Raw genomic sequence first — 25,101 nt, 5'->3', positions numbered from 1 at the left:
CCGCGCGCATAACGAACAAAGGAAACGCTCATGTATACCCGCTGCGCCATCTTCGAGGGCCAGATCACGCCAGGCCGTGAGGACGAGTTCTTCAAGGCGGTGGAGGAGCGCCTGCTGCCGCTCTGGAAGCAGATGCCCCACGCTGAGGCCGTGCGCGTGCTGCGCGCCGTGCGGCATGATCCCGACGCGCCCCCCGTGGCGATGATGCAGGAGATCGACTATCCCTCGCTGGAGGCCATCGACGAGGCGCTCGCTTCGCCCATCCGCACGCAGGCCCGCGCGGTGACCGAGGACATCGTGAAGATGTTCACCGGCCGCTTCTATCACATCGTCTACAAGCGTCAGGCGGGGTCCTGAGGCGATCATGCCGCCGCTCACGCGCAAGCCCACCATGCGGGACGTCTCGCGTCTCGCGGGCGTCTCCACGATGACCGTCTCGCGGGTCCTGGCCGACCCCGAGACGGTGTCGCGGGAGACGCGCTCGCGCGTTCTGGCGGCGGTGGAGCAACTGGGCTATGTGCCCGACCGGGTGGCGGGAAGCCTGTCTTCCCGCCGCACCAACGTGGTGGCGGCGATCCTGCCGACCCTGACCAACGTCAATTTCGCCGACACCGCGCACGCTCTGACGGAGGTGCTGCGACCGGCCGATTATCAGCTGCTCATCGGCTACACAATGTACCGGCTGGACGAGGAGGAGCGCCTGTTAAGGGCCATGCTCCCCCGCCGACCGGACGCGGTGGTGGTGGCCAGTTCCGTGCACACGAAGACCGCTTCCCAGATGCTGCTGCGGGCAGGCGTGCCGGTGGTGGAGATCTGGGACAATCCCGGTCAGCCCATCGATCATGCGGTGGGATTTTCCAATTATGAGGTGGGCCGGGCGGCGGCGCATCATCTCATCTCCCTCGGCCATCGTCGCATCGGCGCCCTCGGCCCCGGCAGGGACGGCGAGGCGCGGGATTTTCGCGGTGAGGACCGCATGAAGGGCTTTGCCGCCGCTCTGCGCGAGGCGGGCCTGTCGGACGAATGGGTGCTGCATTTCGGTGATGTGCCGGTCGCCTTCGATCACGGCCGCCAGTCGTTCGCCGCCATGCTGGAGCGGGCGCCGGATGTGGAGGCGCTGTTTGCCGTCTCCGACATTTCCGCCTGGGGCGCGCTGATGGAGTGCCAGCGGCGCGGCATCCGCGTGCCCGACGACCTGTCGCTGCTCGGCTTCGGCGATTTCGACTTCGGCCGCCAGTGCGTGCCGATGCTGAGCACCATGGGCATCGACGCGCGGGCCATCGGCACGGCAGCGGGCGAACTGCTGATGCGGCTTCTTCATGACGACAGCGGCGCGGCGGCGGCGCCCGAGCGCATCGATGTGGGCTTCCGGCTGATCGAGCGGGAGACCACCGCGCCGTCCCGCAAGCGCCGCAAGAATGGGAGGAAGTCCAGTTGAGAGAGACCATCGGCATCATCGGCGTCGGCGTCATGGGCAGCGCCATCGCGACGCGCTTCCTGGAGCGCGGCCGCACCGTGCATCTGCGCGACATGGACCCGCAGAAGCTGGCGCCGCTGGTCGCGCGCGGGGCGATCGCCGTGGAAAGCGTCGCGGCCCTGACGCAGGCGAGCGACGTTATCATCACCAGCCTCAACACGGCGGAGATTGTCGAGGCGGTGCTGTTCGGGGCCGATGGCATCGCCGCGGCGGCAAAGCCTGGCCAACTCTTCATCGACATGTCGAGCATCGACCCCAAGGCGACTGCCACGCTCGCCGCGCGGCTGGAGCGGGAGACCGGCATGGCCTATGTGGATGCGCCCTTGTCGGGCGGCGCGCCGGCCGCCCTGGCGGGGCGGCTCACGCTCATGATGGGCGGCAGCCCGGAGGCCGTGGAGCGGGCCAAGGTGGTGCTGGCCGATGTGGCGGCGAATATGACCCATATGGGGCCGTACGGGGCAGGGCAGACCACCAAGCTCATCAATCAGGTGCTGTGCGCCTGCAATTTCCTCGCGGTGGCGGAGGCGACCCGTCTCGCGCTCGATGGCGGGGTGGATGCCGCGCGCATTCCGCAGGCGCTGGCCGGCGGACGCGCCGATTCGCGCATCCTCCAGGAGTTCATGGGCAAGATGGCCGCCTTCGATCTGACCCCCACGGGCCGGATCGACAACATGCTGAAGGATCTGGAGGCGGTGCAGCGCTATGCCATGGCCCTGCGCACGCCCATGCCGCTCACCGGCCTCGTCACCGAACTGCATCGTGTCATGGTGGCGGCTGGCATCGGTCCAGAGGACAGCGCGGCCTATATGAAGCTCTTCGACTTCGGCACCCGCGCCGCCTGATCGCATTTATGGAAAAGCTCCGACCTCAATCGGGCAGGGGCGCGCGCGGGGCCGGGGGGTGCTATATGCGCCGTGCGGCTTTGGCCGCGCCTCCGTCCGCCCGCGCCGATCGCGGGCCATCAGCAGGAAAGCGATTATGAGCATCGTCCGCCTCGACAAGGGCCCGCGCATGAGCGAGGCCGTGATCCACGGCAACACCATCTATCTCGCCGGCCAGGTGGAAGAGGGCCCGGACGTGGCCACCCAGACCAAGAAGGTTCTGGCCTCCATCGACGCGCTTCTGGAGCGCGCCGGCAGCAGCAAGGCGAACATCCTCTCTGCCACCATCTGGCTCGCGGACATCAAGGACTTCGCCGAGATGAACAGCGTGTGGGACCAGTGGGTGGACAAGGACAATCCGCCGGCCCGCGCCACCAGCGAGGGCAAGCTTGCCGCCCCGCAGTTCAAGGTCGAGATCATCGTCGTCGCGGCCAAGCCTTGATCAGCGTGTCCTGATCGGCTCGTCCTGATCGGTATCCCGGCGAGGGCCTGATCCCTCGCCGGTCTTTCAGGCCGCGCTTGAGCCATTGGCAGGCCCTCGCATTTGCCGGAAACTACAGACCGCGCCCGCACAAATGAGAATCGGGCGCCACCTTCTGTCTTCCGGAGTGCGTTTCGTGGCCTTTGCTTGCACCATTCCCGCCGTCCCCACCGTCCAGCAGGATGACGATGCCATCCGCATCACCCGCTGGGATTTCGCGCCTGGCGCCGTCACCGGCTGGCACCGGCACGACTGGCCCTATTTCGTGGTGATGCTCACGGACGGCATCCTGCGCGTCCACAACGGCACGGACGTCATCGACAATCCGTTGAAGGTTGGCCAGTCCTATGGTCGCAAGGAAGGCATCACCCACGACGTGATGAACGGCTCGCCGCACCCGATCGCCTTCGTCGAGATCGAGATCAAGAAGCCCGAGGCGCTCTGATCGCCGGACGGCCGCCTCGTCCGCGGGGCGGTCGATTCCTTGGCGCGCCGTCGTCTGGCGCAGTCAGATTGTCGTGGATTGAATGGTACAGCTGGGTGGGCTCGAACCACCGACCTCCGGTTCCACAGACCGGCGCTCTAACCAACTGAGCTACAGCTGCAAGACCCTTCGCGCGTCGCGTCGAAGTAGGCGCGGAACCTACTTTGAGGATTTGCGCATTGCAAGAGGGCGCGGGTGCCTTTCTGCCGACCTTCGGCCCGGTCATCCACACCCTTGTGTGCCCGCGAAAAAAAAGAGGGCCGCGCCAGAGCATGGCGCGACCCGTCATTGTCAGGCGGAGGGCGGCGCGGCCACGTCCGGGGCGGGCTGGTAGATCTCGCCGCCGCTGGCGCGGAACTTCTCGGCCATCTCAGCCATGCCGCTCTGGGCGATATCGCCGGCCTCGATCTTCAGCTCCTGGCTGATCTTCATGGAGCAGAATTTCGGTCCGCACATGGAGCAGAAGTGCGCGACCTTCGCGCCTTCCGCCGGCAGCGTCTCGTCGTGATAGGCCTCCGCCGTTTCCGGATCGAGCGAGAGCGCGAACTGGTCGCGCCAGCGGAAGGAGAAGCGCGCACGGGACAGTGCATCGTCCCGGATGCGCGCGGCGGGATGGCCCTTGGCAAGGTCGGCCGCATGGGCGGCGATCTTGTAGGAGATCACGCCGGCCTTCACGTCGTCGCGATCCGGAAGGCCGAGATGCTCCTTCGGCGTCACGTAGCAGAGCATGGCGGTGCCGAACCAGCCGATCATCGCCGCGCCGATGGCCGAGGAGATGTGGTCATAGCCGGGGGAGATGTCCGTCACGAGCGGGCCAAGCGTATAGAATGGCGCCTCGTGGCAGAGCTTGAGCTGCTTCTCCACATTCTCGCGGATGAGGTGCATGGGCACGTGGCCCGGCCCCTCGATCATCACCTGCACGTCGTGCTTCCAGGCGATCTCGGTGAGTTCACCCAGCGTCTCCAGCTCGGCGAACTGGGCGGCGTCATTGGCGTCCGCGATGGAGCCGGGGCGCAGGCCATCGCCCAGCGAGAAGGCGACGTCATACTGGGCGAGGATCTCGCACAGCTCCTCGAAATGTTCGTAGAGGAAGCTCTCCTTGTGGTGGGCCAGGCACCACTTGGCCATGATCGAGCCGCCGCGTGAGACGATGCCCGTGACGCGGTTGGCGGTGAGCGGGATATAGGGGAGGCGCACGCCCGCATGGACGGTGATGTAGTCCACGCCCTGCTCGGCCTGCTCGATCACCGTGTCGCGGAAGATCTCCCAGTTGAGGTCCTCCACCACGCCGTTGACCTTCTCCAGCGCCTGATAGATCGGCACCGTGCCGATCGGCACCGGCGCGTTGCGGATGATCCATTCGCGGATGGTGTGGATGTTCTTGCCGGTGGAGAGGTCCATCACCGTGTCGCCACCCCAGCGGATGGCCCACACCAGCTTGTCCACCTCTTCCGCCACGCCTGACGTCACGGCCGAATTGCCGATGTTGGCGTTGATCTTCACGAGGAAGTTGCGACCGATGGCCATGGGCTCGGTCTCGAGATGGTTGATGTTGGACGGGATGATGGCCCGCCCGCGCGCCACTTCCTGCCGCACGAACTCGCCGGTGATGTCGGCGGGAATCGCCGCGCCGAGGCCCATGGCCTGGTGCTTGGGGTGGGCGCCGCCATTGGCGCGGGCGAGATTCTCGCGCGCCGCCACATATTCCATTTCCGGCGTCACGATGCCGGCCTTGGCGTAAGCCATCTGGGTCGGACGTTTGCCGGCTTTGGCGCGCAGCGGCTTGCGGCCCGTGCGATCGAAGGCGGGCAGGTGGCTCACCTGGCCGGGCTTCAGGCCATCGTCCTCCGGCTTCTGGGCACGACCTTCCACCTCTTCGACGTCGCCGCGATCAAGCACCCACTGGCGGCGCAGTTCGGGCAGGCCCTTGGTGAGATCGATGATGGCGTTGGGGTCCGTATAGGGGCCGGAGGTGTCATAGACGCGCACCGGCCGCTCGCTTGGATCGGACAGGCCGATCTCGCGCATGGCGACTTTCACAGCCGGATTCTCGGCCGGGATGAAGACCTTGCGGGAATGGGGAAGGGGCCCCGTCGTCACCTTGAGGGCGGAGGTGGAGGCTTCGTCGAGCATACGGATCTCCTTCAAGCTCGCGCTTCAAATGAGACCCGGGATGAGCTTCAGGAGCAGGTTGGCCTGACAGACTACCCTCTGGGGAGGGACCGGCCTGCTGAGGAGGAGAACCTCGGAGGACGGGGGCGCCAGGCTGATTCCGATCCCTTCGCCGGCATGACCCGGATCAGGTTCGAAGGGTCATCGTGGCGCCGGGGACCATTACGGCCGGACCGGAAGACGATATCTCAGCCCCCTCGCGGGGCCCCCCTTGGAATAAGACCAGTCTGGGAGGGCGCGTGCCGGGTGTCAATCTTGCGGTGCAACACGCGTTACACCGCAAGCCCTTGCAATTTCGGAAGCGCACGGCGTCGGAAGACTGGTGCGGCCCTGTGGTGATACCGGGTTGGGCGGGGCTCAGAGGGCGCCAAGGGCCTCCCACAGGGGCACGCGGATGCGCAGGCACCAGTCCACGCTTTCTCCCACGATCTCCCTCTGACCTTCGAGGCTGGTGATCACGTTGCCGTCGCGGGCGAGCGGCGTGCCGCTGGCGGCGAGGCGGTTCACGATGGTGTCGGTGAGCGCGCCGTGCTCCGGCGTGACGCCCGTGGCGAGGGCGTGGAACACCGCCCCCTCCATGGTGGTGAGGTTGAGACCGGAGCCGGTGAGCGGCGTGGCGATGGCGGCGGTCGCTGCCCGCTGCTCGGCCACTTCCTGCGCCAGCAGGCGGTTGAGGCGCACCGCCGCGTCGTTGCGCGGAAGCTGCTGCGGAGGAATGGCGATGGCCTGCCCGGAGCCGACCAGCACGCCGGCGATCTCCACCATGGATGGTGCGCCCGGCTGGTCCTTCAGTTCCGGCAGGGCCACCAGATCGTCGAGACTGCGGGGCCGCTCCGCCAATGTCGCAAACAGCGGCTTGTAGAAACGGTCAGGGAGCTGCGCCTTGCCGGCGGGAACATCGAGCTCCGTGCGTGCCTCGTGGGGCGGAATGGTGAGGGCGAGGCCGAAGGTGCGCAGATGGGCGTCGCGCTGGCCGTCCGCGATCCGGCGCGGGCCGCGGGCATAAAGATCGCGGCGGAACGGCCGGCTCACCAGATAGTCCTTCAGCGTCTCGCGCAGCGGCCCGGCCGGAACCTCCTCCAGCAACTGCCGCTGCTCCGGCTTGAGCGCGAGGTCGGGGAAATTGTCGATGAGCGAGGCCGAGCCGATGAAGCCGAGCTTGGCCTCGGCCAGTTCCGCCGCCGTGTCCATGTGATACTGCGGGTGCCAGTTGGCATTGAGATATTCATGGGCGAGATAGACGGCCCGGTTGGGCGCGCCGGACTTGTCGCTGCCCTTGCGCAACTGGTCCAGCAGGGCGGCATTGCCGAGTACGCCGGAGCCCGCCGCCTGAAGGCGCTCGATCCATTCGAGCCCCTTCAAGACCTGCACATCGCTGCGCTCGCGGCCGAGGCGGGAATGTTCCAGCAGGAGGCGCTGCATGGGCAGCAGCGCCGTCCAGCCGGGCATGGCGTTGTAGGTCACCGAGACCATGCCGCCCGGCTTCACCCGCTCGCGCATGAAGCGGGTGATGTTGTGCCGGTCCTCCGGTGCGATCCAGGACCAGACGCCGTGCAGCGTCACCATGTCGAACTCGGGCAGGTCCGAGCGGCCGAGCATTTCCGCGAAGCTGAGCTCGAGGAAGGTGATGTTGGACAGGCCGGCTGCCTTCGCCATGGCGCGGGCGCGGGCGATCTGCGCCGGGTTGAAGTCGGTGGCGATGATTTCAGCCTGCGGATTGGCGGCGGCGATGACGAGCGCCGTGACGCCCTGGCCGCAGCCGAGTTCGCAATAGGTGAAGGGGCCGGACACGAAGGGGGGCTCGAAGCCGTTCACCAGCGCGCCGAGCATCAGATGGTTCGGCGCCTGCTCCACATAAAGACCCGGCAGGTACTCGATGTCGGCCACGTAGCCGGAAGCCCAGTCGGTCATGACGTTTCCTTGCAGATCGGATGAGGAACGAGGCGCGGCGTCAGTCCAGCGCGCTCAAGGGGAAGATGGCGTCGTTGCGGTCGATGGGGCTCGGGGCACTGAGCACCCAGGCGAGCTGGCCCAGCCGGGCTCCGCCCGGATCGTCCTCGCCCTGGCACAGCCGCGCTGCCGGAACGCTCGCGGCCTTGATCATGACGTTGAGGTCGAAGCTGAACTCGAGGCCGCAGAAGAGCTGGACGAGATCGCGGATCAGCGCCGCCCGCGGCGTGCCCGGCAGCAGGGAGACAAGTTCGGCTTCGTCCGTGGGGCCCACATGGATACGGAAATGGTGCTGGGCCACCCAGGCGCGGGCGCCGACCATGGCGCTGGAATCGAGATGGGCGTGCTGCCCCTCGAGGGCGCTGGCGCCGCCGAGACGCGTCTGTTCGGCCGCCGGAACCTCCACCCACCCGCCGGTGAAAGGCTCCACGCGCACGCTCTGCCCGAGTTCGCGGCTCAGCAGCGCTTCCAGCGCCGCCAGCGGTCGGGTCTGGCCGGAGAACAGGCCGGCATTGTGCAGCACGAGATCGTCGGGAATGGCGAGGCGGTTCTCAAGCTGCGGCGAGCCGAGCCCGGTGAGGCCCCGCAGGCTCAGCGTGAACACGTCCCGCAGGTCGTGGTTCGCGCCCTCGTGGGCGAGCGCGATCCGGTACTTGGCGCTGGCGCGGCAGAAGAGGGACACCGCGCGGTGGTTGAACATGTCGAGGAAGGCGCGCACGCCCTCATTGCGTTCGCGCATGCCTTCGTTGGCGTGCGCCGTATAGGCATAGGGCAGCACGCCGAGGGGCCCGATCAGGCCGATGGTGGAGACGGTGAGTTCCAGCGGGTCGCCCGGCTCCCGCTGGGATGCGCGGGTGATGGCGGCCACGGGATAGCGCAGGCTGGTGTCGCTGATGAAGCGGATGCTGCCCCCATCCCAGAGGCCCGGCGCTTCCCATGCGTCGCTGGTCGCGGTCTCCTCGCTGCCCTCGCTGTCGGCATGGGGCAGATTGAACAGCGCATCCACCACGCGCACCGCCTGCGCGAGGTCGAAGCTGTGGGGCGCGCGCAGCAGCGCGTCGATCACAGGAGAGGACGGAAGCCTGCGCGCGCCGGCCATGTGCGGAGAATTCCCGGTTGTCCCTTCACGGTGGCCGTGAGGCGGGTGAATGAATTGATCGATGCATGCAGCCCGAAGAACTGGTCGAGCACCATGGCGAACAGGAACAGGCTGCTGCCGCTGAAATTGGCCGGATTGAATTCGACGGCGAGGTCGATGCCCTGGCAGATCGCATCACCCCAGGCGGCATCGCCCGGCCGGCGGGGCGCGCGGGCGGTGCCGCGCCGCGCGGACAGGTCGGTGATGCCTTCGATCATGAGCCGTGTCTCCGGCGAGCCACGGAAGTCGTAGAGCATCAGGATTTCCTGCAGGGCCTCAAGCCCGCCCGCGCCGACGAGAGAGAGGTGGTTCAGCAGCAGGTGCGAGATGAGGCGCCAGTTGCGGGACTCGCCCTCCGGCACGCGGATGGTGTGCGTGAGGGGCGAGATGCAGTTGACCTCGCCGATGGCCGCGGCCGCCTGGACGGGGGTCAGCTTGGGATGCCCGCCGCCATAGGGCAGGCGGGCCGGCAGGTCGCGGTTGAGGCAGAGCGTCTCGGCCGAGACCACGATGTCCGTGCTGGCGAAGGCCGGATCGATTTCGGAGAAGGAGAGGAAGACCTCGGTGCCCGACAGCCGCCCCTCCGACTTGCGACGCGCCATGGCCCAGTAGCCGGCGTGTGTCTCGTCGCCCTTGGGACGGCGCGCGTAGAAGGGCGAGATGGTCTTGCGGCGCCCCTCTGCGTCGGTGGCGACGACGGAGTTCAGGGAGTGGATTTCCAGCGCCTCCGGGCGGCGGGCATCGGCGATGACACGGTATTCGAGGCGATTGTGCCCGACGATCACCGGCTCGCTGCGCTGGCGGAACAGATTGACGATGGGGGTGCAGCCAAGGGCGAAGAACTCCTTGGAAATGCTGCGCTCCAGCGCCAGATCGCTCTTGTTGAAATAGATGAAGACGGAAAGCTCCGCCCCGGCGTTCCCCAGCACCTTGGTGCTGAGATCGACGTCGAAATACAGGAACTTGTCCGGGAAGACGAAGAATTCGGTGAGGGTCCGGTATGCGGGCTGCGACTGCGCTGGGTAGGGCAGGATCACCTCGTCGGGCCCGAAGCCCACCGGGCGGATGGCGGTGGGCGGCAGCAGCACGGGAGTGGGATCGCTCGCCGAATCCGCCAGAGCCACGGCGACGGCGTTGTTGAACAGCATCTCGTGCAGCGCATAGACGTGCGAGGGCTGTCCGCGCAGGAAGAAGCGCAGGTGATCCGGCTGCAGGTCCGAGAAGGTCGTATCGGGCGCCGAGCAGCGCAGGGTGAGCCGCAGGCAGGAGAAGGCGCCGGCCGTGCGTGGGCCGCTGGGGGCCACGATGGGACGCCCCTTGAGGCTGGCATCGGCGACCGTGACCGGCCAGAGGGTGACCGGATAGCGGGTGCGGAAGCGGCAGGTTTCCGAATCCACGGGCTCGGAATCCAGTTCCGTGTCCACGGGGATGGTCTGCGGGGTGGTCACCTCGGGCTTGGGCTTGAACTGCACCGTCGCCATGGAAGGAATGGGCGCGAGATAGTTCGGATAGAGAATGTCCAGCATCGTGTTGACGAGTTCGGGGAACTCGTCGTCCAGCTTGTGGGCGATGCGGGCATTGAGGAAGGCGACGCCTTCGGCGAGACGGGCGACGTGGGGATCGTCGATGCCGTCCCCGCTCATGCGCAGGTTGCCGGCGATCTTGGGGTGACGGGCGGCAAATTCCTGCGCCATGCGGCGCAGATAGAGAAGCTCGCGATTGTAATACGGAAGGAGATGATCGCTCACGGTGTGGCGCTCGACAGCGAAATGGCGTTCAGCACCGGATCGACGACCGTGTTGAAGATGATGGGCTCAACCTCGTTCTCCACATAGATGCGGGCCTCGATCCGCAGGCGGAGCGAGCGATCGGAGGGATCGGCATTGGCCAGCGCATGGATGCGCATGTCCGAGAGGCGCGGCTCGTAGAGCCGGATCATGCGGCCGATCTCCTCCACCACGGCGGCCCGCTGCTGCTCCGTGGAGAGATTGGCGGTGCACAGATCCATGATCCCGTAGTTCAGGATGGACGTCTCGAGCTGATCCAGCGCCTGCGACCAGCCGATCACACGGTTCGGCGTGTTCAGCAGATCCTGCAGGTCCTGCCGGATGCCGTCGCGGATGCGCGCGACGCGGGGACCCTCGCCCCCGCGCAGGCGATCCAGAACAGACAGCGTCACACTGGCCGGAGGGCTCATTGGACGTCGAACTCCAGTCGTCCCAACTGGAGAATGGTAAGGCTCTCCTCGCCCACGAGGAAGGTGCGCAGGCCCGAGCCGCGGACGCAGTCGGGCGCCACCTCGGTCCAGTCGGTCTCACGGCCGAGACGGACCGCATCGGACGGAGCCTCTCCCGTGGCGGGATAGGTGGAGGGGATCGCCACCTCGCCCTGAGGCCCGCCGCGCACGCTGATCTGCGCCATGCGCCAGGCACTGTCCAGCATCCGGCGTGGCGCCTCGAATTCCAGTGTCTCCACCCTTTCCATGGGCACCCAGAAATATTTGCCCGTGGTGGTCATCACTTCGAGGATGCCGCCGAGAAGATCGTCGAGATCGCGAAAATCCACGAACCCGATGTCGTTGTGGCGGCCGGCGAGCGGGGGACGCAGCTCTTCCGCCTTGGCAAGGCTCGCCCCGGCCTCCGCCGCGCGCCCTTCCCGCAGGTGCATCAGGGCCTCGAGGCGCAGCGCCACATGGGCCGGCGGCTCCTCGAGGACGTCCGGCGCCCGGCCTTCCAGGAACACCTGGCGGCGGGCCTGGCTCGACCGCAGGAGTTGGCGCAGGCTCCCCACCTGCAGGGCGGTCTTCGGGTCCTGCTGGGCGATGGCCTCGAACTGGCGCTCGGCCCGGTCGAGGTCGCCCGCCACACACAGAAGCTCCGCCAACTGGCTGCGCAGCGCGATGTCCAGCGGCTTTTCCTTCACCTGCTGGTTCATGGCGGCGATGGCGTCCGTCAGCTTGCCTTCCTGGAACAGATGAAGTGGCGTGTCCTGCATGGTGGTTTCCCCCGGAAAGGTCAGTTGACGGGCCGCTGCACGTGAAGGGCGAGGTCGGTGACGAGCTTGAAGGTGGTGAAGATCTGGTCGAGCTGGAAATGCGGACGCAGTTGCAGGACGCAGGCAAAGGCGCCCGGCCGGCCGGGCACGGCGCGCACCTCGGCGCTCGCCTCCCGCAAGGGGTAGCGCGCCTTCATCTCGGGGCTCGCGTCGTCATTGCCCAGGCAATAGCTGAGCAGCCAGGTCTGGAGATCGCGCTCGCAGGCTTCGGCGGTCTCATAGCTGCCGATACGGTCGCGCACGCGCACCTTCACGTAATGGGCGAAGCGCGAGACGCAGAGAATGTAGCGCAGCATGGCGGAGATGCGCGCGTTGGCGGCGGCCGCCGAGGCGCGATAGTCCGGCACGTTCTGGAGCGAGGAACTCGTGTAGAAAACGAGCCGCGAGGTGTCCTTGCAGACGTTGAGGCTGATGAGGCCCAATTCCCAGAGGTCCTGCTCGATCTGGGTCGGGATCACCAATTCCGAGGCGAAGCGCTCCACCGTGCCGGGAGAATCCGTCTCCACACTCGGGGCGCTCAGATGCTCGACGATCCCGTGGTCGAGCGCGTCGCGGCGACCGCCGCAGATGTCGGCGAACCAGCCGTGCTGCTCGAAGGCGCGGATGACCACCTCGCCGAAGGCATATATGGCACTGCCCCAGCACATTTCGTCGTGGCGCAGGCCGTGGCGGTCCTCGCGATAGCGGAAGCCGATGCCGGCGACGCCGTCGAAGGTGTGGGGTTCGCGCATCAGGATGCGCGGCAGGACGAGCCCGAGGAAGCGGGCGTCGTCGATGCTGCGCAGGCGATTGAAGCGGGTGTATTCGGCGCCGCGATAGAGGCCCGACAGCGTCGAGACATGGTCCAGCGCGCGAAAGTGCTCGAGCCCCAGCAGGCGGGGCGAGGCTGCGAGGATGGCCGGGGCGAAGGCCGCGGCGGCGACGCTGGCGAGGCCGGACAGGGTCGCCACGTCATCCACCGGGCTTTCGGTGGTGGGGCGATGGCGCACCTCATAGTCGCAGAGCAACACGCCGTAGGGTGTGCCGCCCGGCATGCCGAATTCCTGGCTGTAGATCTTCTCGAACAGATGGCTCTGGTCGAAATCCGGCGCCCGTTCGAAATCGCTGGCAAGCTCCGACCAGGAAACGTTCAGCACCCGGATGATGACCTTTTCCGAGTGGGCGGCGCACTGGGTGAGATAGGCGATCCCCCGCCAGCCGGACTCCAGGCGCTGGAACGCGCGATGATGGAGGATGGCGTTGAGCTGCCGGGTGAGCATGTCATCGAGGAACGCGATGTCGCGTTCCAGCGCTCCGATCAGGGACTGCGGATCGGTGAAATGGGCGATGTCCGTGCCGAACCACTCGCGCAGGGCGGCCACGAGATCCAGTCCGGGCTTCAGGAAGGCGTCGAGACGGTCCGAAGGCAGACGCTTGCAGGCCATGTCCGCCGCGAGCCGGCGCAGCGGCCGGAGCGAGGGCGGGGCATCGCTTGGGGCCGACGCCTCGGCCGGCGTCACCGGTGGTGTCGGCAGGCCGGAGGTTTCGGGCGTCAAGGACAAGGCGTCATCCCGTGCGGTTCAAACGAGGCCAGTCGGTGGACATCGGCCGGACCATGCGCGGCCGGTGCCCCTCCGCAGGCAAAAGGACGGGCGGACGTCGGCCGTCCATCCCGTCCTTGTGACCGGTGCCGACGCGGGGCGAGTGGCCCCGCATCGGAGAAGTCGGATTACGAGGAGGCCGGAATGCGGGCCACCATGCGCAGCGAGGTGGTCAGCTCTTCCATCTGCAGCCAGGGGCGGAGCCACGCGACCGCGTTGTACGAGCCCGGCTTGCCGGGGATCTCGCGGACCTCCACCTTCGCCTCGGCGAGCGGATACTTGGCCTTCATGTCCTGGCCGGCATCCGGGTTGCCGTTGACGTAATTGATGATCCAGCGGTTCAGCCAGGCCTCGCAGTCGCTCGCTTCCATGAAGGAGCCGACCTTGTCGCGGCCCATGATCTTCAGGTAGTGCGCGAAGCGCGAGGTGGCCATGATGTAGGGCAGGCGCGCCGAGATGGCGGCGTTCGCCGTCGCCTCGGGGCGGTCGTACTTCTTGGGCTTCTGCGTCGTCTGGGCGCCGAAGAACACCGCATAGTCCGTGCCCTTGTAGTGGCACAGCGGCAGGAAGCCGAGCTTGGAGAGCTCCGCCTCGCGCCGGTCGGTGATGCCGATCTCGGTCGGGCACTGCTGGTCGCTGTCGCCGTCGTCGGAGACGAAGACGTGGCTCGGCAGGTTCTCCACCTTGCCGCCGCCCTCGGCGCCGCGGATGGCGGTGCACCAGCCGTGCTGGGCGAAGGCGTCCGTGAGACGGGCGCCGAGTACGTAGGACGAATTCATCCAGCAATAGTCTTCGTGCTTCATGCCGCGCGGGGTGCCGTCGACGATGGGGCTTTCCTCATAGTCGAAGTCTTCCACCACCTTGGTATTGGCGCCATAGGGGAGGCGGGCCAGCGTGCGCGGCATGGTGAGCGTGACGAAACGGGAATCATCGGATTCCCGGAACGAGCGCCACTTGGCGTATTCCACCGTCTCGAAGATCTTCTCGAGATCGCGTGGCTTGGACAGCTCGGTGAAGTCGTCGAAGCCGAACATCTTCGGGCTCGCCGCCGTGACGAAGGGGGCGAACGCCGCCGCCGCCACGTTGGACATGAGCGAGAGCAGCTCGGTGTCCTCGGGATGGTTGCCGAACTCGTAGTCGCCGATGAGCGCGCCATAGGGCTCGCCGCCGGGGCTGCCGAACTCGCTCTCGTAGATCTTCTTGAAGATGGTGGACTGGTCGAACTCAGAGGCCTTGGTGAGCGACTTGTAGAGCTCGCGCTTGGTGCAGTTGATGACCCGGATCTTCAGGCTGCTGCCGGTCTCCGAATTCATCACCAGATAGTTCAGGCCCCGCCACGTGCCTTCCAGCTTCTGGAAGTCGGGATGGTGCATGATTGCATTGAGTTGCGTCGAGATCTTCGCGTCGATCGCAACGATGGCGTTGTTGATCGTCTGCGTGAGGTTCTTCGAATAAGTGACGGTTCCGGCGAGCGCTTCCTGCGTCAGCGTGCGCAGAAGCTCAGCCGTGCGGTCCGGGTCGGTCTGCTTGGTGGCCGCGATGGCCTGGTCGAGGAAGGAGGCTTCCTGCGTTTCCGTTGCGCCGGCGGCGGCTTGTTCCTGAGTCTCGGCCATGATCTCAGCCCTCCTTCTTTTCGGCGCCGACGCCGAGCTGTTCGCTCAGGGCCTTCAGCTGTTCCTCGTTCGACAGGATCTTCTCCAGGAGGCTTTCCAGGTTCTCCGACCGGTCGGCCTTGGAGAGCAGGTCGCGCAGCTGGCTGCGCACGTCCATCAGCTTGCGCAGGGGCTCGACCCGATCGACCACGGCGGCCGGGGAGAAATCCTCCAGCGACTTAAAGCTCAGATCGACGCTGAGCTGGCTGCCGTCGTCCGCGAGGGTGTTGTCCACCTTCATCTTCAGCCCGGGCGTCATGCGCGCCAGCACCTGATCGAAATTGTCCCGGTCGATCTGGATGAACTTGCGCTCGTTGAGCGGTTTCAGGGGCTCGCTCGGATCGCCGGAGAAATCGCCCATGACGCCGACGACGAAGGGCAGCTCCTTCTCGACGACCGCGCCTTCGGTCTCGACATCATAGGTGATGTGGACGCGCGGCTTGCGCACGCGATTGAGTTTTTCATGGATGCTGGGCATGAGACTTCCCCGTTGACTGGATCATCAAGTATTTCAGGCCTGCGACACATTCATGTCGGTTATCTTATTCTTGCGGTTCCGGATTTGCCGGCGGCCTCAAGCCTGCGGCAAGGTAGAAGTAACGACGGGCTTCCGGATCGACGATGAGTTCCTCGATGAGCGCGCCCATGGGCAGGCGCGCCCGCCGGACGATCTCCTCCAGCGTGTAGGAGATCGGCGAATGCGGCTCGTTGGTCCGGAAGAAGCGGGCCGCCTCGAGGATCAGCCGCAGGGCCTGCTCGCGATTGGCCACGGGCCCGCGGGGGGCGCCGGGCGCTCCGCCCGTTTCGGCTTCCCCGTCGCCCGCGGTCTCGCCGCCGCCGGCCGCCTCGTCAGATCCGGCCTGCTCGGAGAGCTGGCTGGCGCTCGCCTGCTCGAGCTTGGACGCCGCGAAGATGCGCACGTCGTCGAGGACAGTGTTGAGCAGGTTGCGGATGGCCCCGGCCGGCGGGGCATCCACGCCCACACGCTCGGAAAAGGCATCTGACAGAGCGTTCAGCGCGGCCAGCGCTGCCTCGATCTGGGCGATGAGATCCGCGAAGAAGGACGGCGGTGTCGAGCCGACGGCCTCGTCGAAGGCGTCCATGCTCAGCCCACCGGCGGCGATACGCGCCTCCCGGCGGTCGGCATCGCCGATTTGCGCGATCTCGCGGGCCTGCTCGTACTGCCAGTAGGAGAAATGCTCGCTGCCGGCCGTCAGCGGGATCTTGCGCAGCGGCTGGATGAGAAGGCCCTCGCCATCCTCGCCGTTGAGCGCCACGAAGGGCGAGAGGCGCCCGTCATTGCCGTCCTCATCGGGCAGCGGAAAGATGCCGTCCCAGAAGGTGCGGACGAGGCCTTCGGCCAGCAGGCAGCCCGTATAGAGGCCACGGTAGCCGTCGAGCCGCACGAGCGCCTCGATGACCCAGGCGGCCACCTCCAGATCCTTGCCGACGCCGGACAGGATCTGCATGCCGAGTTCGCCGGCCGAGCCCCAGTCGTCCTCCGCGCCCGGTGCGTCGGGGTCCACGTCGAGCGCCCGTTCCTTCCGGCGCGCGTCGGCGCGCGCGTCCTTCATCTGCAGGAAGGGCGAGTTGCCGGACATGTCGGCGCGCGGATCGGTTCCGCAACCCGGCGGGTCGCCGATCGGCGCAAGACCTTCAGAAACGTCAAAAGTCGGTTCGACCGTCATGCTGTTCTCGCTGTCCTTCACTGGGCAGCCAAAGGAGGAAACCGCGGAGTTAGCCTAAGTGGACCCGATGCCCCTGTCCAAGGCGATGTTTGACCCGACCTCTGCGGCGGTCCGGCGTCGTGCGGGAGCATGGAAGGACCCCTACTGAACGAGGGATGTCGGGCAGCGGAAGCCCGCGTACGGCGGCCGCTGGAAGGGATTGTTCACGCTTGCCGCGTCGAGCGCGAAGCTCGCGGAGCGGGGGCCGAGCGTGACGCCGAAATTGATGCGGGTCGGGCTGATGCGGTTCACGCCCCGTCCGGCCAGGAAGCGGAACAGCGCGAACGGGCCCGTGTAGCTCACCGCCGCCGGTCCGCTGTCGCCGCCGACGCCGAATTCCACGCGCACGGAACCGACGTTGCCCGGCCACTTCATCGCCGTCGGCACCGTCGGGCCGTACTGGTAGATGAAGGACTGGCCGTCGATCTCCACCTTCACCCGCATGGCACCGGGGTCGAGATCGGTCGGCGTGATGGAGAAGCTGACTTCCGGGGTCGTGCCGCCATTGGGGAAGAAGACGGCGCGGATCTTCGCCGCCTGCTCGAACACGGCGAGGCCGGCCGGCGAAATGTCCGGGTGGGTCGCGACATTGGTCAGCGGGCGCCACGGCGAACTCAGCGTGTCCACGAAGTTCTTCAACTGCTTGTTGAAGAACTGGTCCATGAGCCCGTCGGGGGCGAACATGCGGGCGAAGTCGGCCAGGGTCACGTCGTTCGGCGAGTTGGAGAACGGGAACTTGCCGTTGATGGCCGCCTGGCAGAAGGGCAGGACCTGCGTCTTCCAGGCGCTGTCGAGATCCGCCTTCACGCCGGCATTGGCGATGGTCGAGGTCTGGCGGACCAGCGAGACGATGGAATCCGTCAATGCCGGCGGCGCCGTGAGCGTGTTCAGCTTCAGTTGCGAGAGGATCTGCGCGAACTGCGGGCCCGAGGTCATCTCGGTAATCTGCGCGGGGTCCGCGCCGCCCATGCTGGCGGCGGGGCCGAGGAGGGCGCGCAACTGGCTCATGGAGCGCAGCACCTCGTCGAGCGGGCTCGGGGTTCCGCTGGCGAAGGTGTGGAGATCCGAGAAGCGGGATGTGACGGACTGGGCCAGTGCTTTCATGCGCGCATTGCCGGATTGCAGGACCGCATTGACGGCGCCCGCGGCCGGCCCGGCGACGGCAGCTGCCGCAGTGCCGACGGCCTTGGCCGCGCCGCCCGCCGCTTCCGGCAGTTCGATGGTCGTTTCCTTGGTCACCGCCTGGAGATAGCTCGACAGCGGCGAGGGCGGGCCGAGGGCGGCCTGGAGCACGGCGAGTTCCGCCTGCAGGTTGTCGAAGCCGGCGAGCGTCACGTCGCTCACCATGTTCTGCCAGACGGAGATGTAGTCGTTGACATAGAGGTCCGTCATGTCGCGCGTGAGCTGCGAGATGCGGGCCGCCTCCGGAGCGGAGGGCGTCGAGGGAAAGCGCACCCAGTCGTCGGAGATGATGGAACTGGCGACCTCCGAGATGGCCGGTATGACCACCGGAAAGAAGGCCGCCGATGTGTACATGCCGTCGATCGGCTCGTTGAGCGGGCGCCCGGAGCGGCGCGCCAGCGCATAAGGGGCGAGGGGACCGGCCACGTCGGTGACGCGCCAGACGGGCAGGGCGCGGATCTCGCTGCGGTTCTGCAGGATCGCCATGCCCTGATTGGCCGCCGGATAGGCGTTGAGGACGGCCCGGGCCTGGCTGATGAGCTCCTGTTCCAGCTCGATGGGCGGCACGCCGACTTCCAGCATGTTTTCCACATGCTCGAGCAGCGCGTTGCGCAGCGGCGCCTGCGTGGGACCCGGATAGATATTGGCGAGCAGGTTGTGCATCCAGGTCACGACCACGGTGCGGTCCATGGGGCCGGCGTGGCCCAGCATGAGATAGACCTTCAGCGCCTGATAGAGCGCATCGGGATTGCGCATGTTGGCGGCAATTTCCCGCTGCAGGGCGATGATGACGCGCGGCGTGAGCAGGGCTTCGAGCCCTTCCACATATTCCTGGCGCGTGGCCTCGGCGAGGTAGCGCTTCTGCCCGAGTGCGCCTTCGAGCTGCCAGGCGACATGCTGATGGCGGGCATCCCAGCCCGTGGGCAGCCCCGCAAGGCTGTTCAGCACCGGCAGGACCGATGCGAAGTCGGTCTCCGCGCTCGGTTGGACGGTGGGATTGGCGTCGAGGGCGGCGATGGCCGTCTTGGTGCGGTCGGTCGCCCGCTCCACTTCCCCGATCAGGTAACGGTTGGCCACGAAGCTGATGGTCATCCAGGACAGGAGGGCGAGGCTGAGCGTGATGCCCGCCGTGGCGATGCCCCAGCGCAGCACGTTCTCGTTGCGGCGCACGGTCGGGTCATGCTCGACGAGGCCGGCCTCCTTGAAGATCACCTTGTCGAACAAATCGTGGATGAACAGGCCGGTCTTGCGGGTGGCGGCAGGGTCCGGCGTGCCGGCGGGCGGCAGCGCATTGGCGTCGCGCGGCGAGGTCGCCTGCGTGCTGGTGAAATAGAAGCCGCGCAGCAGCAGGGGGCGGTCGTAGGTGGTGGGCTTGAACACGTCCTCGATGAGGTCGGCGATCAGCGGCTTCACCGTGGCCAGATGCGGCAGCATCATGAAGCAGTCGAAGCGCGGACCGACGCCGAAGCCCTGGCTCACCTGGCTCGCCATGCGCGGCATCTGCCAGCGCAGGAAATTGTCGAATTCCGCGGAGAAGGTGGCGGGCAGCGGCTTGCCGCGCGTGGTGATGCCGCGCTCGTCATAGAGCGGCAGCGTCACGCCGAACACGCCCTGCCGCTCGACGGAGGTCAGGTCGGCGCAGAATTCGTCGAAGCCGGGGATGATGTCGGCCTTTGTGAAGACCACGTAGATCGGCACGCGGGCCTTCACGGTGGCCTGGAAGCGCTCCAGCTGGTCGCGCAGATCGGCATGGAGGGAAAAGCGCTCGGCGTCGGTCGCCCGCATCATGTCGCTGAGCGAGAGCACGAGCACGATGCCGTTGATGGGCTGGCGGTGGCGGTAGCGCTTCAGCAGCAGGCCGAACAGGCCCCAGGTGTTCTCCTCCGAGGGCGGGACCATGGGCCCGCGGGTCTCGATGAGCACCGCCTGATCCGTGAAGGACAGGCTGATGGTGCCGCCGTTGATCTGGCCGTTGCGCGCCTCGTTCAGCGGAAAGCGCAGGCCTGACGCGCGGATGAGGGCACTCTTGCCGGCCTGCTCGGCGCCGATGATGGCGTACCAGGGCAGTTCATATTTGTAGCTGCGGTTGAAGAAGCCCGGCGTGCGGATGCGCTTCAGCACGCCGAGCGCCAGCTGGAATCCGCGTTCCATCGCCTCCCGCTGCGCCCGCGAGGCGGTCGGCGCTTCGAGGGCCGGCAGCGCCTTTTTCGGGGCGCTGGGCTTTGTCGTCTCGCTGGCGGTGGCGGGATGGCGCTGATTGAGAGCCCAGTAGAGCGCGACGAGGCCGGCCAGCAGCACGATGATGAGCGTGGTCATCACGCGCGGCGTGACGCCCGCGAAGGGAGAGACCCCGTCAAAGGACAGGCGCGGCCCGAGGAGCCACACCAGCAGCGCGAAGACGGCCGCCGCGGCGAACAGCAGCACCCAGCGCCAGAATGTCCATGTGGTGAGGGTCATTTGCATCGTCAGGGCTTGGCTCGGGGCCTATTGCGGCGTGAGAACGATTTCGACGCGGCGGTTCTTCTGCCGCCCGTCCGGCGTGTCGTTGGACGCGACGGGGTCGGCGTCGCCTTTGCCGACCGTCGTGATGCGGGCGTTGCCGCCGAGGCCCGCCGCGAGGGCCTGTCCCACCGCGCGGGCGCGGGCCGTCGAGAGGGCGAGATTGTCCGGGAAGGTGGCGGTGCGGATGGGCACGTTGTCGGTGTAGCCCAGCACGTTGACCGGCCCCTTGAACTTGGCGAGCGCCGCCGCGACCTTGGCGATCACCTCAGGATAGGGTGGGCGCAGGGTCGTGCTGGCGGAGGCGAACAGCTCCTGCTGGGTTTGGATGACCACTGAATTGCCACGGCCGAACACGGTGATGAGCTTGGCCTGCTGCTCGGGCTCCAGGAAGCCGGAGATGACCTGAAGGGGCGTCTCGGCCGGCGGCTTGGGCGCGGGCGGAGCGGCGGGCGTGGGAGCAGGTGCCGGGGCGGCGGCCGCCGTCGCCACCGGCGGCGTGCGGATGACCACCGGCTCGGCCATGAGGTTCTGCACCTGCTGGACGGCGAGGTTCGCCTCGCGCCGCAGCACCAGCGAATAGCCGATGAACAGCAGCAGCAGGAAGAGCGCGATGCCGGCGCCGTAGAACACCAGCGGCAGCAGATCGCCGGGGCCCTGGTTCTCGGCGGAAAGGCCGCGCCAGTTGGGCGAGAGTTCCGGCTTCACGCCGCCGCGCACGCTGCGCAGGAACTGGAAGACGTCGTCCTTGAGCCGCGTCAGTTCCCCGCTGCCGTTGGCGGCGAGGCGGTATTTGCCCTCGAAGCCGAACTGAAGGCAAAAATAGTAGAATTCGATCTCGCGCACGACCGAGTGCGGCGCCGCCATCATCTGGTTGAGCAGGCCGAAGAACCGCTCGCCGCCCCAGGTTTCCTGGAAGAGCGCCGAGACCAGCGTCTTCGCCGCCCAGTCGCTCTCGTTGCCCCAGCGCGTGTTCAGGATGCAGTCGTCGGCCGTGGCCGCGATCGCGTAGAGGATCAGGCGCGTGTGCTGTTGCGACAGGCCGCGCGAGATGGCCTGGGTCTCGAAGGTCTGGAGCTCATCGAGCAGGTGGTCGTGGAACTCGTCCGCGTCGCCGGTGGGCTGCAACTGCGCCCGCACCAGCAACTCGAAGATCGGAACGGCGAGCGCAAGGCCCGGATTGTCCTGATAGACCTCAAGCGCCGCCTTGAGGGCACGGTCATCGGTGCGCGCGGTCGGCAGGGGCGGCACGGTCGGCGCGGCCGGTCCCTTGCGCGGGGCCTCCCGCTCGACAGGCTTCAGGCGGCCGTCGCTGCCTGGCGGCCGGGGAAAGGGGAAGGTGCCGACAGGCGCCGCACGGCCCGGAGCGACCTGCGACACAGGTTGCTCATTGGCCGGAGCACGCCACCGCGCGGCGGGAGCGACGATGGTCGTCTCCGCGTCCGATTGTGGATCAGTGTCTCTGGCCATGGCTCCCTTCCAGTGATCAGGACGGAAGCATCATCCGCCTGAGTTGCACGAGCGTGTCATGTGTTTCGACGGCCGGATCCGACTTCCAGATTAGCGTGACCGATGCCGAATGCCCGTTTCGGAGCGCTGCCATTCGATCAATTGCGCGTGCCGACGTTTGCACGCGATCGACTGCAACCTTCCGTTCGGCATCGGCATTTTTTCACCAATCCGGACGTCATTTTAAGACGGGAGTAACCTACCGCCGAATGGCCCAGAGTTCCATCGCCGCATCAGGGAAATCACCCGCCAGATGTACGGCAATGCCGCCCGAAGAGGCCATTTGCGACCACATGGTATTGTCCGACTCCAACTGGAAATAGACTGCCCCCGAGCGGTACGGAATCTGGCGTGGCGCCACCGCGAGGGGCTGAATGCGGATGCCCGGCAGCTGCACGTTAACCAGTTCTCGAATTTGCTCCACCGGACCGATCTTGATGAGTGCGGGAAGCGTCCGGCGCACGGCCTCGTCCGGCAGGCTCGCCTTGAAGATGAGCACGAACACCGCGCCCGTGAGGAGCGTGCGGTCGGCGATCACGCCGACGCGGATGCCATACTTGCGGTCCTGCAGCGGGATCTGCACCGCCGCCTGCTCCAGCACGGCGCTGAGCTGGGCGCGCAGTTCCGACATCAGGGCGAGGAAGGTCAGGGCTAGATCGTCGTGGCGGTAGGCGGGGAGCTCGCGCGGACGCTTGTCCGGCGCGGTGAAGGTGGACAATTCGCCGGCCAGTTCCAGGAAGGTGGCGTAGAGCCGCTCGGGATGGAGATGGGGCAGCCCGGCGAGATGCCCGAGCAGCGGCTCCATGCGGTTGGTGAGCTGGAGCATCAGGAAGTCCGCCACCTCCGCGACGCCGTGCGCCGTCGAGCCGGTGAGCCTTGGGGCGAGCGCCGAACCGCGATGATGCAGCATGGCGGAGACCTCGTTGAGGAACCCGCCGAGGACGGGCGAGGCGGCGCAGCTCAGGCTCGGGGGGATGTAGCCGGTATCGAGATTGATCTTCCGGTCGGCCACCACCTCCTGGATCCGCACGACGCCGAGGCACTGGTAGCCGGAGCGATCCTCATGCTCGAGCATGAGCGACAGCCGCAGCCGGGCCGTGCGGATGCGCGAGACGCCCTGCGCGCCGCTGATGGCGTCCACCACGTCGCTCTCCTCCGAGGCGAAGCGGGCGGTCGAATTGAACTGTTCGGAGACGTCGAACTCGGGCGCGCCGCGCAGCGTGACGGGCAGGCACAGATAGACGGTGCTTTCGGACAGGCCCACTGGCAGGTCGATGGCCGGAGGATGGGCATCGTCATCGGGAATGCGGAAGGGCGTGCCGTCGGGAAATACGCCGTCGGCCGAGGCGAGGGCGAACTTGCCGAGGCCGAGCAGGCCGCGGTCGATCTCCAGCGAGCGGAACCCCCAGGCGTAGGGCGTGATGCCGTCCACGCGCTGGCGCACGAGCCGTTCCGTGTAGCGGTCCTGCTGCTGGAAGTGCTGTGCCCTGAGGAACATGCCCTCCGACCAGACGACTTTGCTGTTGGAACTCATGGCTGATCGTCTCCGGGAGCGCGGAACGGGTTCGGGACGCGCTCGGGCAGGTCAAGGTCGGGGAAATCGGGAATGATCGCGCTGCGCGTGCCCGGGGGCACGGCAGGGGCAGCGGGCGGCTGGGTAGGGCCCAGCCTGTCTGCGATGCCCGCGGACAGGCTGACGAGGGACAGGCCGACCCATTCGGGATCTTCCCGCAACAGGCGCTCCAGCACCCCCTCCGGCGGTCCGGCCAGCATGCGGGTTTGGCCCGGCGGCAAGGCGGCATTCTCAATCACGCTCAGGGCCTCGATGAGGGAGAGCGTGAGGCGCTCGTCGGCCGTCGGTGTCGGCGCCGGTCGGGCGGCGGGTGCCGAGAGATCCGGGAACGGCGGCGGGGCGGAGGGAAGGGCAGGAGGCGACGCCGGCGGCGCCATGGGCGGCACCACCGGCTGCCGGGCGGGTGGCGGGGCGGCCGCCTCGCTCGTCGTTCCGTCCAGATACCAGTCGTCGGGGATCTGGGGCGGCGCCATGCGGATGACCGGCAAGGCTTCTTCCTCCACCGGCAGGTGGTCCGGCGGCGTGCCGTGGGGCTTGATCTCCGGCTGAGGCAGGTCGCCGAACGGCGTGTGGGCTGGAGCCCAGCCGGTGTTGAGCGGTGTGTTGAAGTCCGGCACGGGGGGCGGCGGCACTTCGGGCGAGAAGCCGACCGTCCGGCGGGCCGGTGCCAGAAGCGGCGCCGAGGACACGGCCGGCGGATAGACCGGGACAGGCGGCGGCTGCGGCGTCTCGGGCGCGCCGATGCCGAGATCCGCCGGCATGCCGAGGGGCGGCAGGATGGCGCGGAAGGCATCCGCCTCGTCCGTGCGCGCTACCACCGAGACTTCCAGCGTCAGGTCGCCGATGTGCAGCAGGTCGCCTTCGCTCAGGATCGCCGAATTGCCGCGCCCGAGGGCACGCTCGGCATTGTTGATGAAGACGCCGTTCCCCGACGTGTCGATGATGGTGAACAGGCCCGCCTGTGCGGTGATGGTGCAGTGATGGCGGGAGATCAGGCGCGACTGGTCCTCCAGCACCCAGTCATTGTCCGCGTCGCGCCCGATGCGGAGCGTTCCGTCCGACAGGCTGCGGGCCCGCTGGTCCGGCGGCACGGCGCCGGGCACCATCAGCTTGAGATGCAGCACCGCGCTCATGACGGCTGGCCCTGGGCTTCGGTGAGGCCGACGCCGCCGTTGGCGATGTCGATGCCGATGGCGAAGGCGGCCTGCTGGCGCTGGCCCGTGTGCTTCGCCGGGCCGGGCACGCAGCACAGGATGACGGAGGCCGCGATGGCCGACCCCGTCAGTCCGTCGCCCGGCGGGATGACGAGCGCGACCTCGGGCGGCGCAAGGCTGCCGCCGGACCAGAAGGTGCCAAGGGCGGCATAGGCGCCCGCGGTCTCGAACTTCAGCGCCTCGCCGGGCGCGAAGCAGGCGCGGCGCAGCGGCTCCGACGGCTCATAGACCCACGCTTCCGCCGCCTGCCAGGCAGTCGCTTCGGCCACGGGCAGTTCGGCCGGCAGGAAGGTGCGCCGGCACGCGCAGGCCCACCACACCGCCTCGCGACGGGGCAGGGCGACGGCAAGATAGCGGATGGCATCCACGAACAGCCCGGCGCCGGCGAGCGCCGACAGGAACTGCCCGGCGCTCATGCCCGGCTTCAGCAGCGCACGCGCCTCTTCGCCCGGCTCCAGAACGGTGCACAGCTGCTCCGCCAGCGAGAAGCGCAGCTTGGGAAGGAAGCCAAGCTCCATCGATCCCCTC

20 protein-coding genes, 1 tRNA gene and 1 riboswitch are annotated in these 25,101 nt (G+C 67.5%); of the genes, 5 read left to right on the top strand and 16 right to left on the bottom strand.

Going from position 1 to position 25,101, the window contains the following annotated elements; translation table 11 throughout:
• Window positions 1–30 precede the first annotated feature (30 nt).
• The 5 genes from AZC_RS13505 (at window position 31) to AZC_RS13485 (ending at window position 3,284) form a co-directional block, all read left to right on the top strand.
• Window positions 31–357: an ethyl tert-butyl ether degradation protein gene (locus AZC_RS13505; RefSeq protein WP_012171136.1), complete on the top strand. Its 327-nt coding sequence runs from the start codon at window positions 31–33 to the stop codon at window positions 355–357.
• A 34-nt stretch (window positions 358–391) separates the two neighbouring features.
• Complete coding sequence (locus AZC_RS13500; protein WP_043880310.1) at window positions 392–1,438, top strand: LacI family DNA-binding transcriptional regulator; 1,047 nt, start codon at window positions 392–394, stop codon at window positions 1,436–1,438.
• The gene (locus tag AZC_RS13495; RefSeq protein WP_274532287.1) at window positions 1,435–2,319 is read left to right on the top strand and encodes an NAD(P)-dependent oxidoreductase; all 885 of its coding nucleotides are present in this window, start codon (window positions 1,435–1,437) and stop codon (window positions 2,317–2,319) included. Before AZC_RS13500 ends, AZC_RS13495 begins: the two co-directional genes overlap by 4 nt.
• Before the next feature lie 136 nt (window positions 2,320–2,455).
• Entirely contained in the window at window positions 2,456–2,800 is a 345-nt protein-coding gene (locus AZC_RS13490; RefSeq protein WP_043879344.1) for a RidA family protein, read from the top strand.
• 175 nt (window positions 2,801–2,975) lie between these two features.
• The gene (locus AZC_RS13485) at window positions 2,976–3,284 is read left to right on the top strand and encodes a cupin domain-containing protein (RefSeq protein WP_043880309.1); all 309 of its coding nucleotides are present in this window, start codon (window positions 2,976–2,978) and stop codon (window positions 3,282–3,284) included.
• 83 nt (window positions 3,285–3,367) lie between these two features.
• Here AZC_RS13485 and AZC_RS13480 read toward each other — a convergent pair.
• The 16 genes from AZC_RS13480 to AZC_RS25715 form a co-directional block, all read right to left on the bottom strand.
• Window positions 3,368–3,444: transfer RNA gene (locus AZC_RS13480), tRNA-His, on the bottom strand.
• Window positions 3,445–3,614: 170 nt separating this feature from the next.
• Complete coding sequence (gene thiC, locus AZC_RS13475) at window positions 3,615–5,456, bottom strand: phosphomethylpyrimidine synthase ThiC (protein WP_043879343.1); 1,842 nt, start codon at window positions 5,454–5,456, stop codon at window positions 3,615–3,617.
• A 125-nt stretch (window positions 5,457–5,581) separates the two neighbouring features.
• Window positions 5,582–5,717, bottom strand: a riboswitch (TPP riboswitch).
• Window positions 5,718–5,852: 135 nt separating this feature from the next.
• Window positions 5,853–7,406, bottom strand: coding sequence for a class I SAM-dependent methyltransferase (locus AZC_RS13470; protein WP_012171130.1), 1,554 nt, complete (start codon window positions 7,404–7,406; stop codon window positions 5,853–5,855).
• A 40-nt stretch (window positions 7,407–7,446) separates the two neighbouring features.
• Window positions 7,447–8,544 carry a type VI secretion system baseplate subunit TssG gene (gene tssG / locus AZC_RS13465; protein ID WP_043879342.1) on the bottom strand — a complete coding sequence of 366 codons (1,098 nt, stop codon included), beginning with the start codon at window positions 8,542–8,544 and terminating at the stop codon, window positions 7,447–7,449.
• Complete coding sequence (tssF, locus tag AZC_RS13460; protein WP_012171128.1) at window positions 8,508–10,331, bottom strand: type VI secretion system baseplate subunit TssF; 1,824 nt, start codon at window positions 10,329–10,331, stop codon at window positions 8,508–8,510. The genes tssG and tssF overlap by 37 nt, the downstream gene beginning before the upstream one ends.
• Entirely contained in the window at window positions 10,328–10,780 is a 453-nt protein-coding gene (gene tssE / locus AZC_RS13455; RefSeq protein ID WP_012171127.1) for a type VI secretion system baseplate subunit TssE, read from the bottom strand. Before tssE ends, tssF begins: the two co-directional genes overlap by 4 nt.
• Window positions 10,777–11,577, bottom strand: coding sequence for a type VI secretion system accessory protein TagJ (locus tag AZC_RS13450; protein WP_012171126.1), 801 nt, complete (start codon window positions 11,575–11,577; stop codon window positions 10,777–10,779). Before AZC_RS13450 ends, tssE begins: the two co-directional genes overlap by 4 nt.
• Window positions 11,578–11,597: 20 nt before the next feature.
• Entirely contained in the window at window positions 11,598–13,178 is a 1,581-nt protein-coding gene (tssC, locus tag AZC_RS13445) for a type VI secretion system contractile sheath large subunit (RefSeq protein ID WP_012171125.1), read from the bottom strand.
• A 167-nt stretch (window positions 13,179–13,345) separates the two neighbouring features.
• Complete coding sequence (gene tssC, locus AZC_RS13440) at window positions 13,346–14,830, bottom strand: type VI secretion system contractile sheath large subunit (RefSeq protein WP_012171124.1); 1,485 nt, start codon at window positions 14,828–14,830, stop codon at window positions 13,346–13,348.
• 4 nt (window positions 14,831–14,834) lie between these two features.
• Complete coding sequence (gene tssB, locus AZC_RS13435) at window positions 14,835–15,347, bottom strand: type VI secretion system contractile sheath small subunit (RefSeq protein WP_012171123.1); 513 nt, start codon at window positions 15,345–15,347, stop codon at window positions 14,835–14,837.
• A gap of 64 nt (window positions 15,348–15,411) precedes the next feature.
• Window positions 15,412–16,557 (bottom strand): type VI secretion system protein TssA, encoded by a 1,146-nt coding sequence (gene tssA / locus AZC_RS13430; protein ID WP_043879341.1) that lies wholly within the window; start codon window positions 16,555–16,557, stop codon window positions 15,412–15,414.
• 141 nt (window positions 16,558–16,698) lie between these two features.
• Window positions 16,699–20,235 (bottom strand): type VI secretion system membrane subunit TssM, encoded by a 3,537-nt coding sequence (gene tssM / locus AZC_RS13425; RefSeq protein ID WP_043879340.1) that lies wholly within the window; start codon window positions 20,233–20,235, stop codon window positions 16,699–16,701.
• 27 nt (window positions 20,236–20,262) lie between these two features.
• Window positions 20,263–21,657 (bottom strand): type VI secretion system protein TssL, long form, encoded by a 1,395-nt coding sequence (gene tssL / locus AZC_RS13420; RefSeq protein ID WP_043879339.1) that lies wholly within the window; start codon window positions 21,655–21,657, stop codon window positions 20,263–20,265.
• A 328-nt stretch (window positions 21,658–21,985) separates the two neighbouring features.
• Window positions 21,986–23,320 carry a type VI secretion system baseplate subunit TssK gene (gene tssK, locus AZC_RS13415; protein ID WP_012171119.1) on the bottom strand — a complete coding sequence of 445 codons (1,335 nt, stop codon included), beginning with the start codon at window positions 23,318–23,320 and terminating at the stop codon, window positions 21,986–21,988.
• Window positions 23,317–24,492: an FHA domain-containing protein gene (locus tag AZC_RS13410; RefSeq protein WP_012171118.1), complete on the bottom strand. Its 1,176-nt coding sequence runs from the start codon at window positions 24,490–24,492 to the stop codon at window positions 23,317–23,319. The genes tssK and AZC_RS13410 overlap by 4 nt, the downstream gene beginning before the upstream one ends.
• Window positions 24,489–25,091, bottom strand: coding sequence for a DUF6931 family protein (locus tag AZC_RS25715; RefSeq protein WP_012171117.1), 603 nt, complete (start codon window positions 25,089–25,091; stop codon window positions 24,489–24,491). Before AZC_RS25715 ends, AZC_RS13410 begins: the two co-directional genes overlap by 4 nt.
• Window positions 25,092–25,101 lie beyond the last annotated feature (10 nt).

The organism is Azorhizobium caulinodans ORS 571, assembly GCF_000010525.1.
GTDB classification, from domain to species: Bacteria; Pseudomonadota; Alphaproteobacteria; order Rhizobiales; family Xanthobacteraceae; genus Azorhizobium; species Azorhizobium caulinodans.
Note: the sequence above shows the minus strand (reverse complement) of the source record. Positions and strands in the feature narration are given on the sequence as shown.

Bases quoted from the DNA above. Each gene is read 5' to 3' on its own strand.
- AZC_RS25715 (WP_012171117.1), bottom strand. From the start codon at position 25,091: ATGGAGCTTGGCTTCCTTCCCAAGCTGCGCTTCTCGCTGGCGGAGCAG.
- tssB (WP_012171123.1), bottom strand. From the start codon at position 15,347: ATGCCCAGCATCCATGAAAAACTCAATCGCGTGCGCAAGCCGCGCGTC.
- tssG (WP_043879342.1), bottom strand. From the start codon at position 8,544: ATGGCCGGCGCGCGCAGGCTTCCGTCCTCTCCTGTGATCGACGCGCTG.
- tssE (WP_012171127.1), bottom strand. From the start codon at position 10,780: ATGAGCCCTCCGGCCAGTGTGACGCTGTCTGTTCTGGATCGCCTGCGC.
- AZC_RS13470 (WP_012171130.1), bottom strand. From the start codon at position 7,406: ATGACCGACTGGGCTTCCGGCTACGTGGCCGACATCGAGTACCTGCCG.
- tssC (WP_012171124.1), bottom strand. From the start codon at position 14,830: ATGGCCGAGACTCAGGAACAAGCCGCCGCCGGCGCAACGGAAACGCAG.
- AZC_RS13505 (WP_012171136.1), top strand. From the start codon at position 31: ATGTATACCCGCTGCGCCATCTTCGAGGGCCAGATCACGCCAGGCCGT.
- tssM (WP_043879340.1), bottom strand. From the start codon at position 20,235: ATGACCCTCACCACATGGACATTCTGGCGCTGGGTGCTGCTGTTCGCC.
- tssK (WP_012171119.1), bottom strand. From the start codon at position 23,320: ATGAGTTCCAACAGCAAAGTCGTCTGGTCGGAGGGCATGTTCCTCAGG.
- AZC_RS13500 (WP_043880310.1), top strand. From the start codon at position 392: ATGCGGGACGTCTCGCGTCTCGCGGGCGTCTCCACGATGACCGTCTCG.
- thiC (WP_043879343.1), bottom strand. From the start codon at position 5,456: ATGCTCGACGAAGCCTCCACCTCCGCCCTCAAGGTGACGACGGGGCCC.
- tssA (WP_043879341.1), bottom strand. From the start codon at position 16,557: ATGACGGTCGAACCGACTTTTGACGTTTCTGAAGGTCTTGCGCCGATC.
- AZC_RS13490 (WP_043879344.1), top strand. From the start codon at position 2,456: ATGAGCATCGTCCGCCTCGACAAGGGCCCGCGCATGAGCGAGGCCGTG.
- AZC_RS13410 (WP_012171118.1), bottom strand. From the start codon at position 24,492: ATGAGCGCGGTGCTGCATCTCAAGCTGATGGTGCCCGGCGCCGTGCCG.
- AZC_RS13450 (WP_012171126.1), bottom strand. From the start codon at position 11,577: ATGCAGGACACGCCACTTCATCTGTTCCAGGAAGGCAAGCTGACGGAC.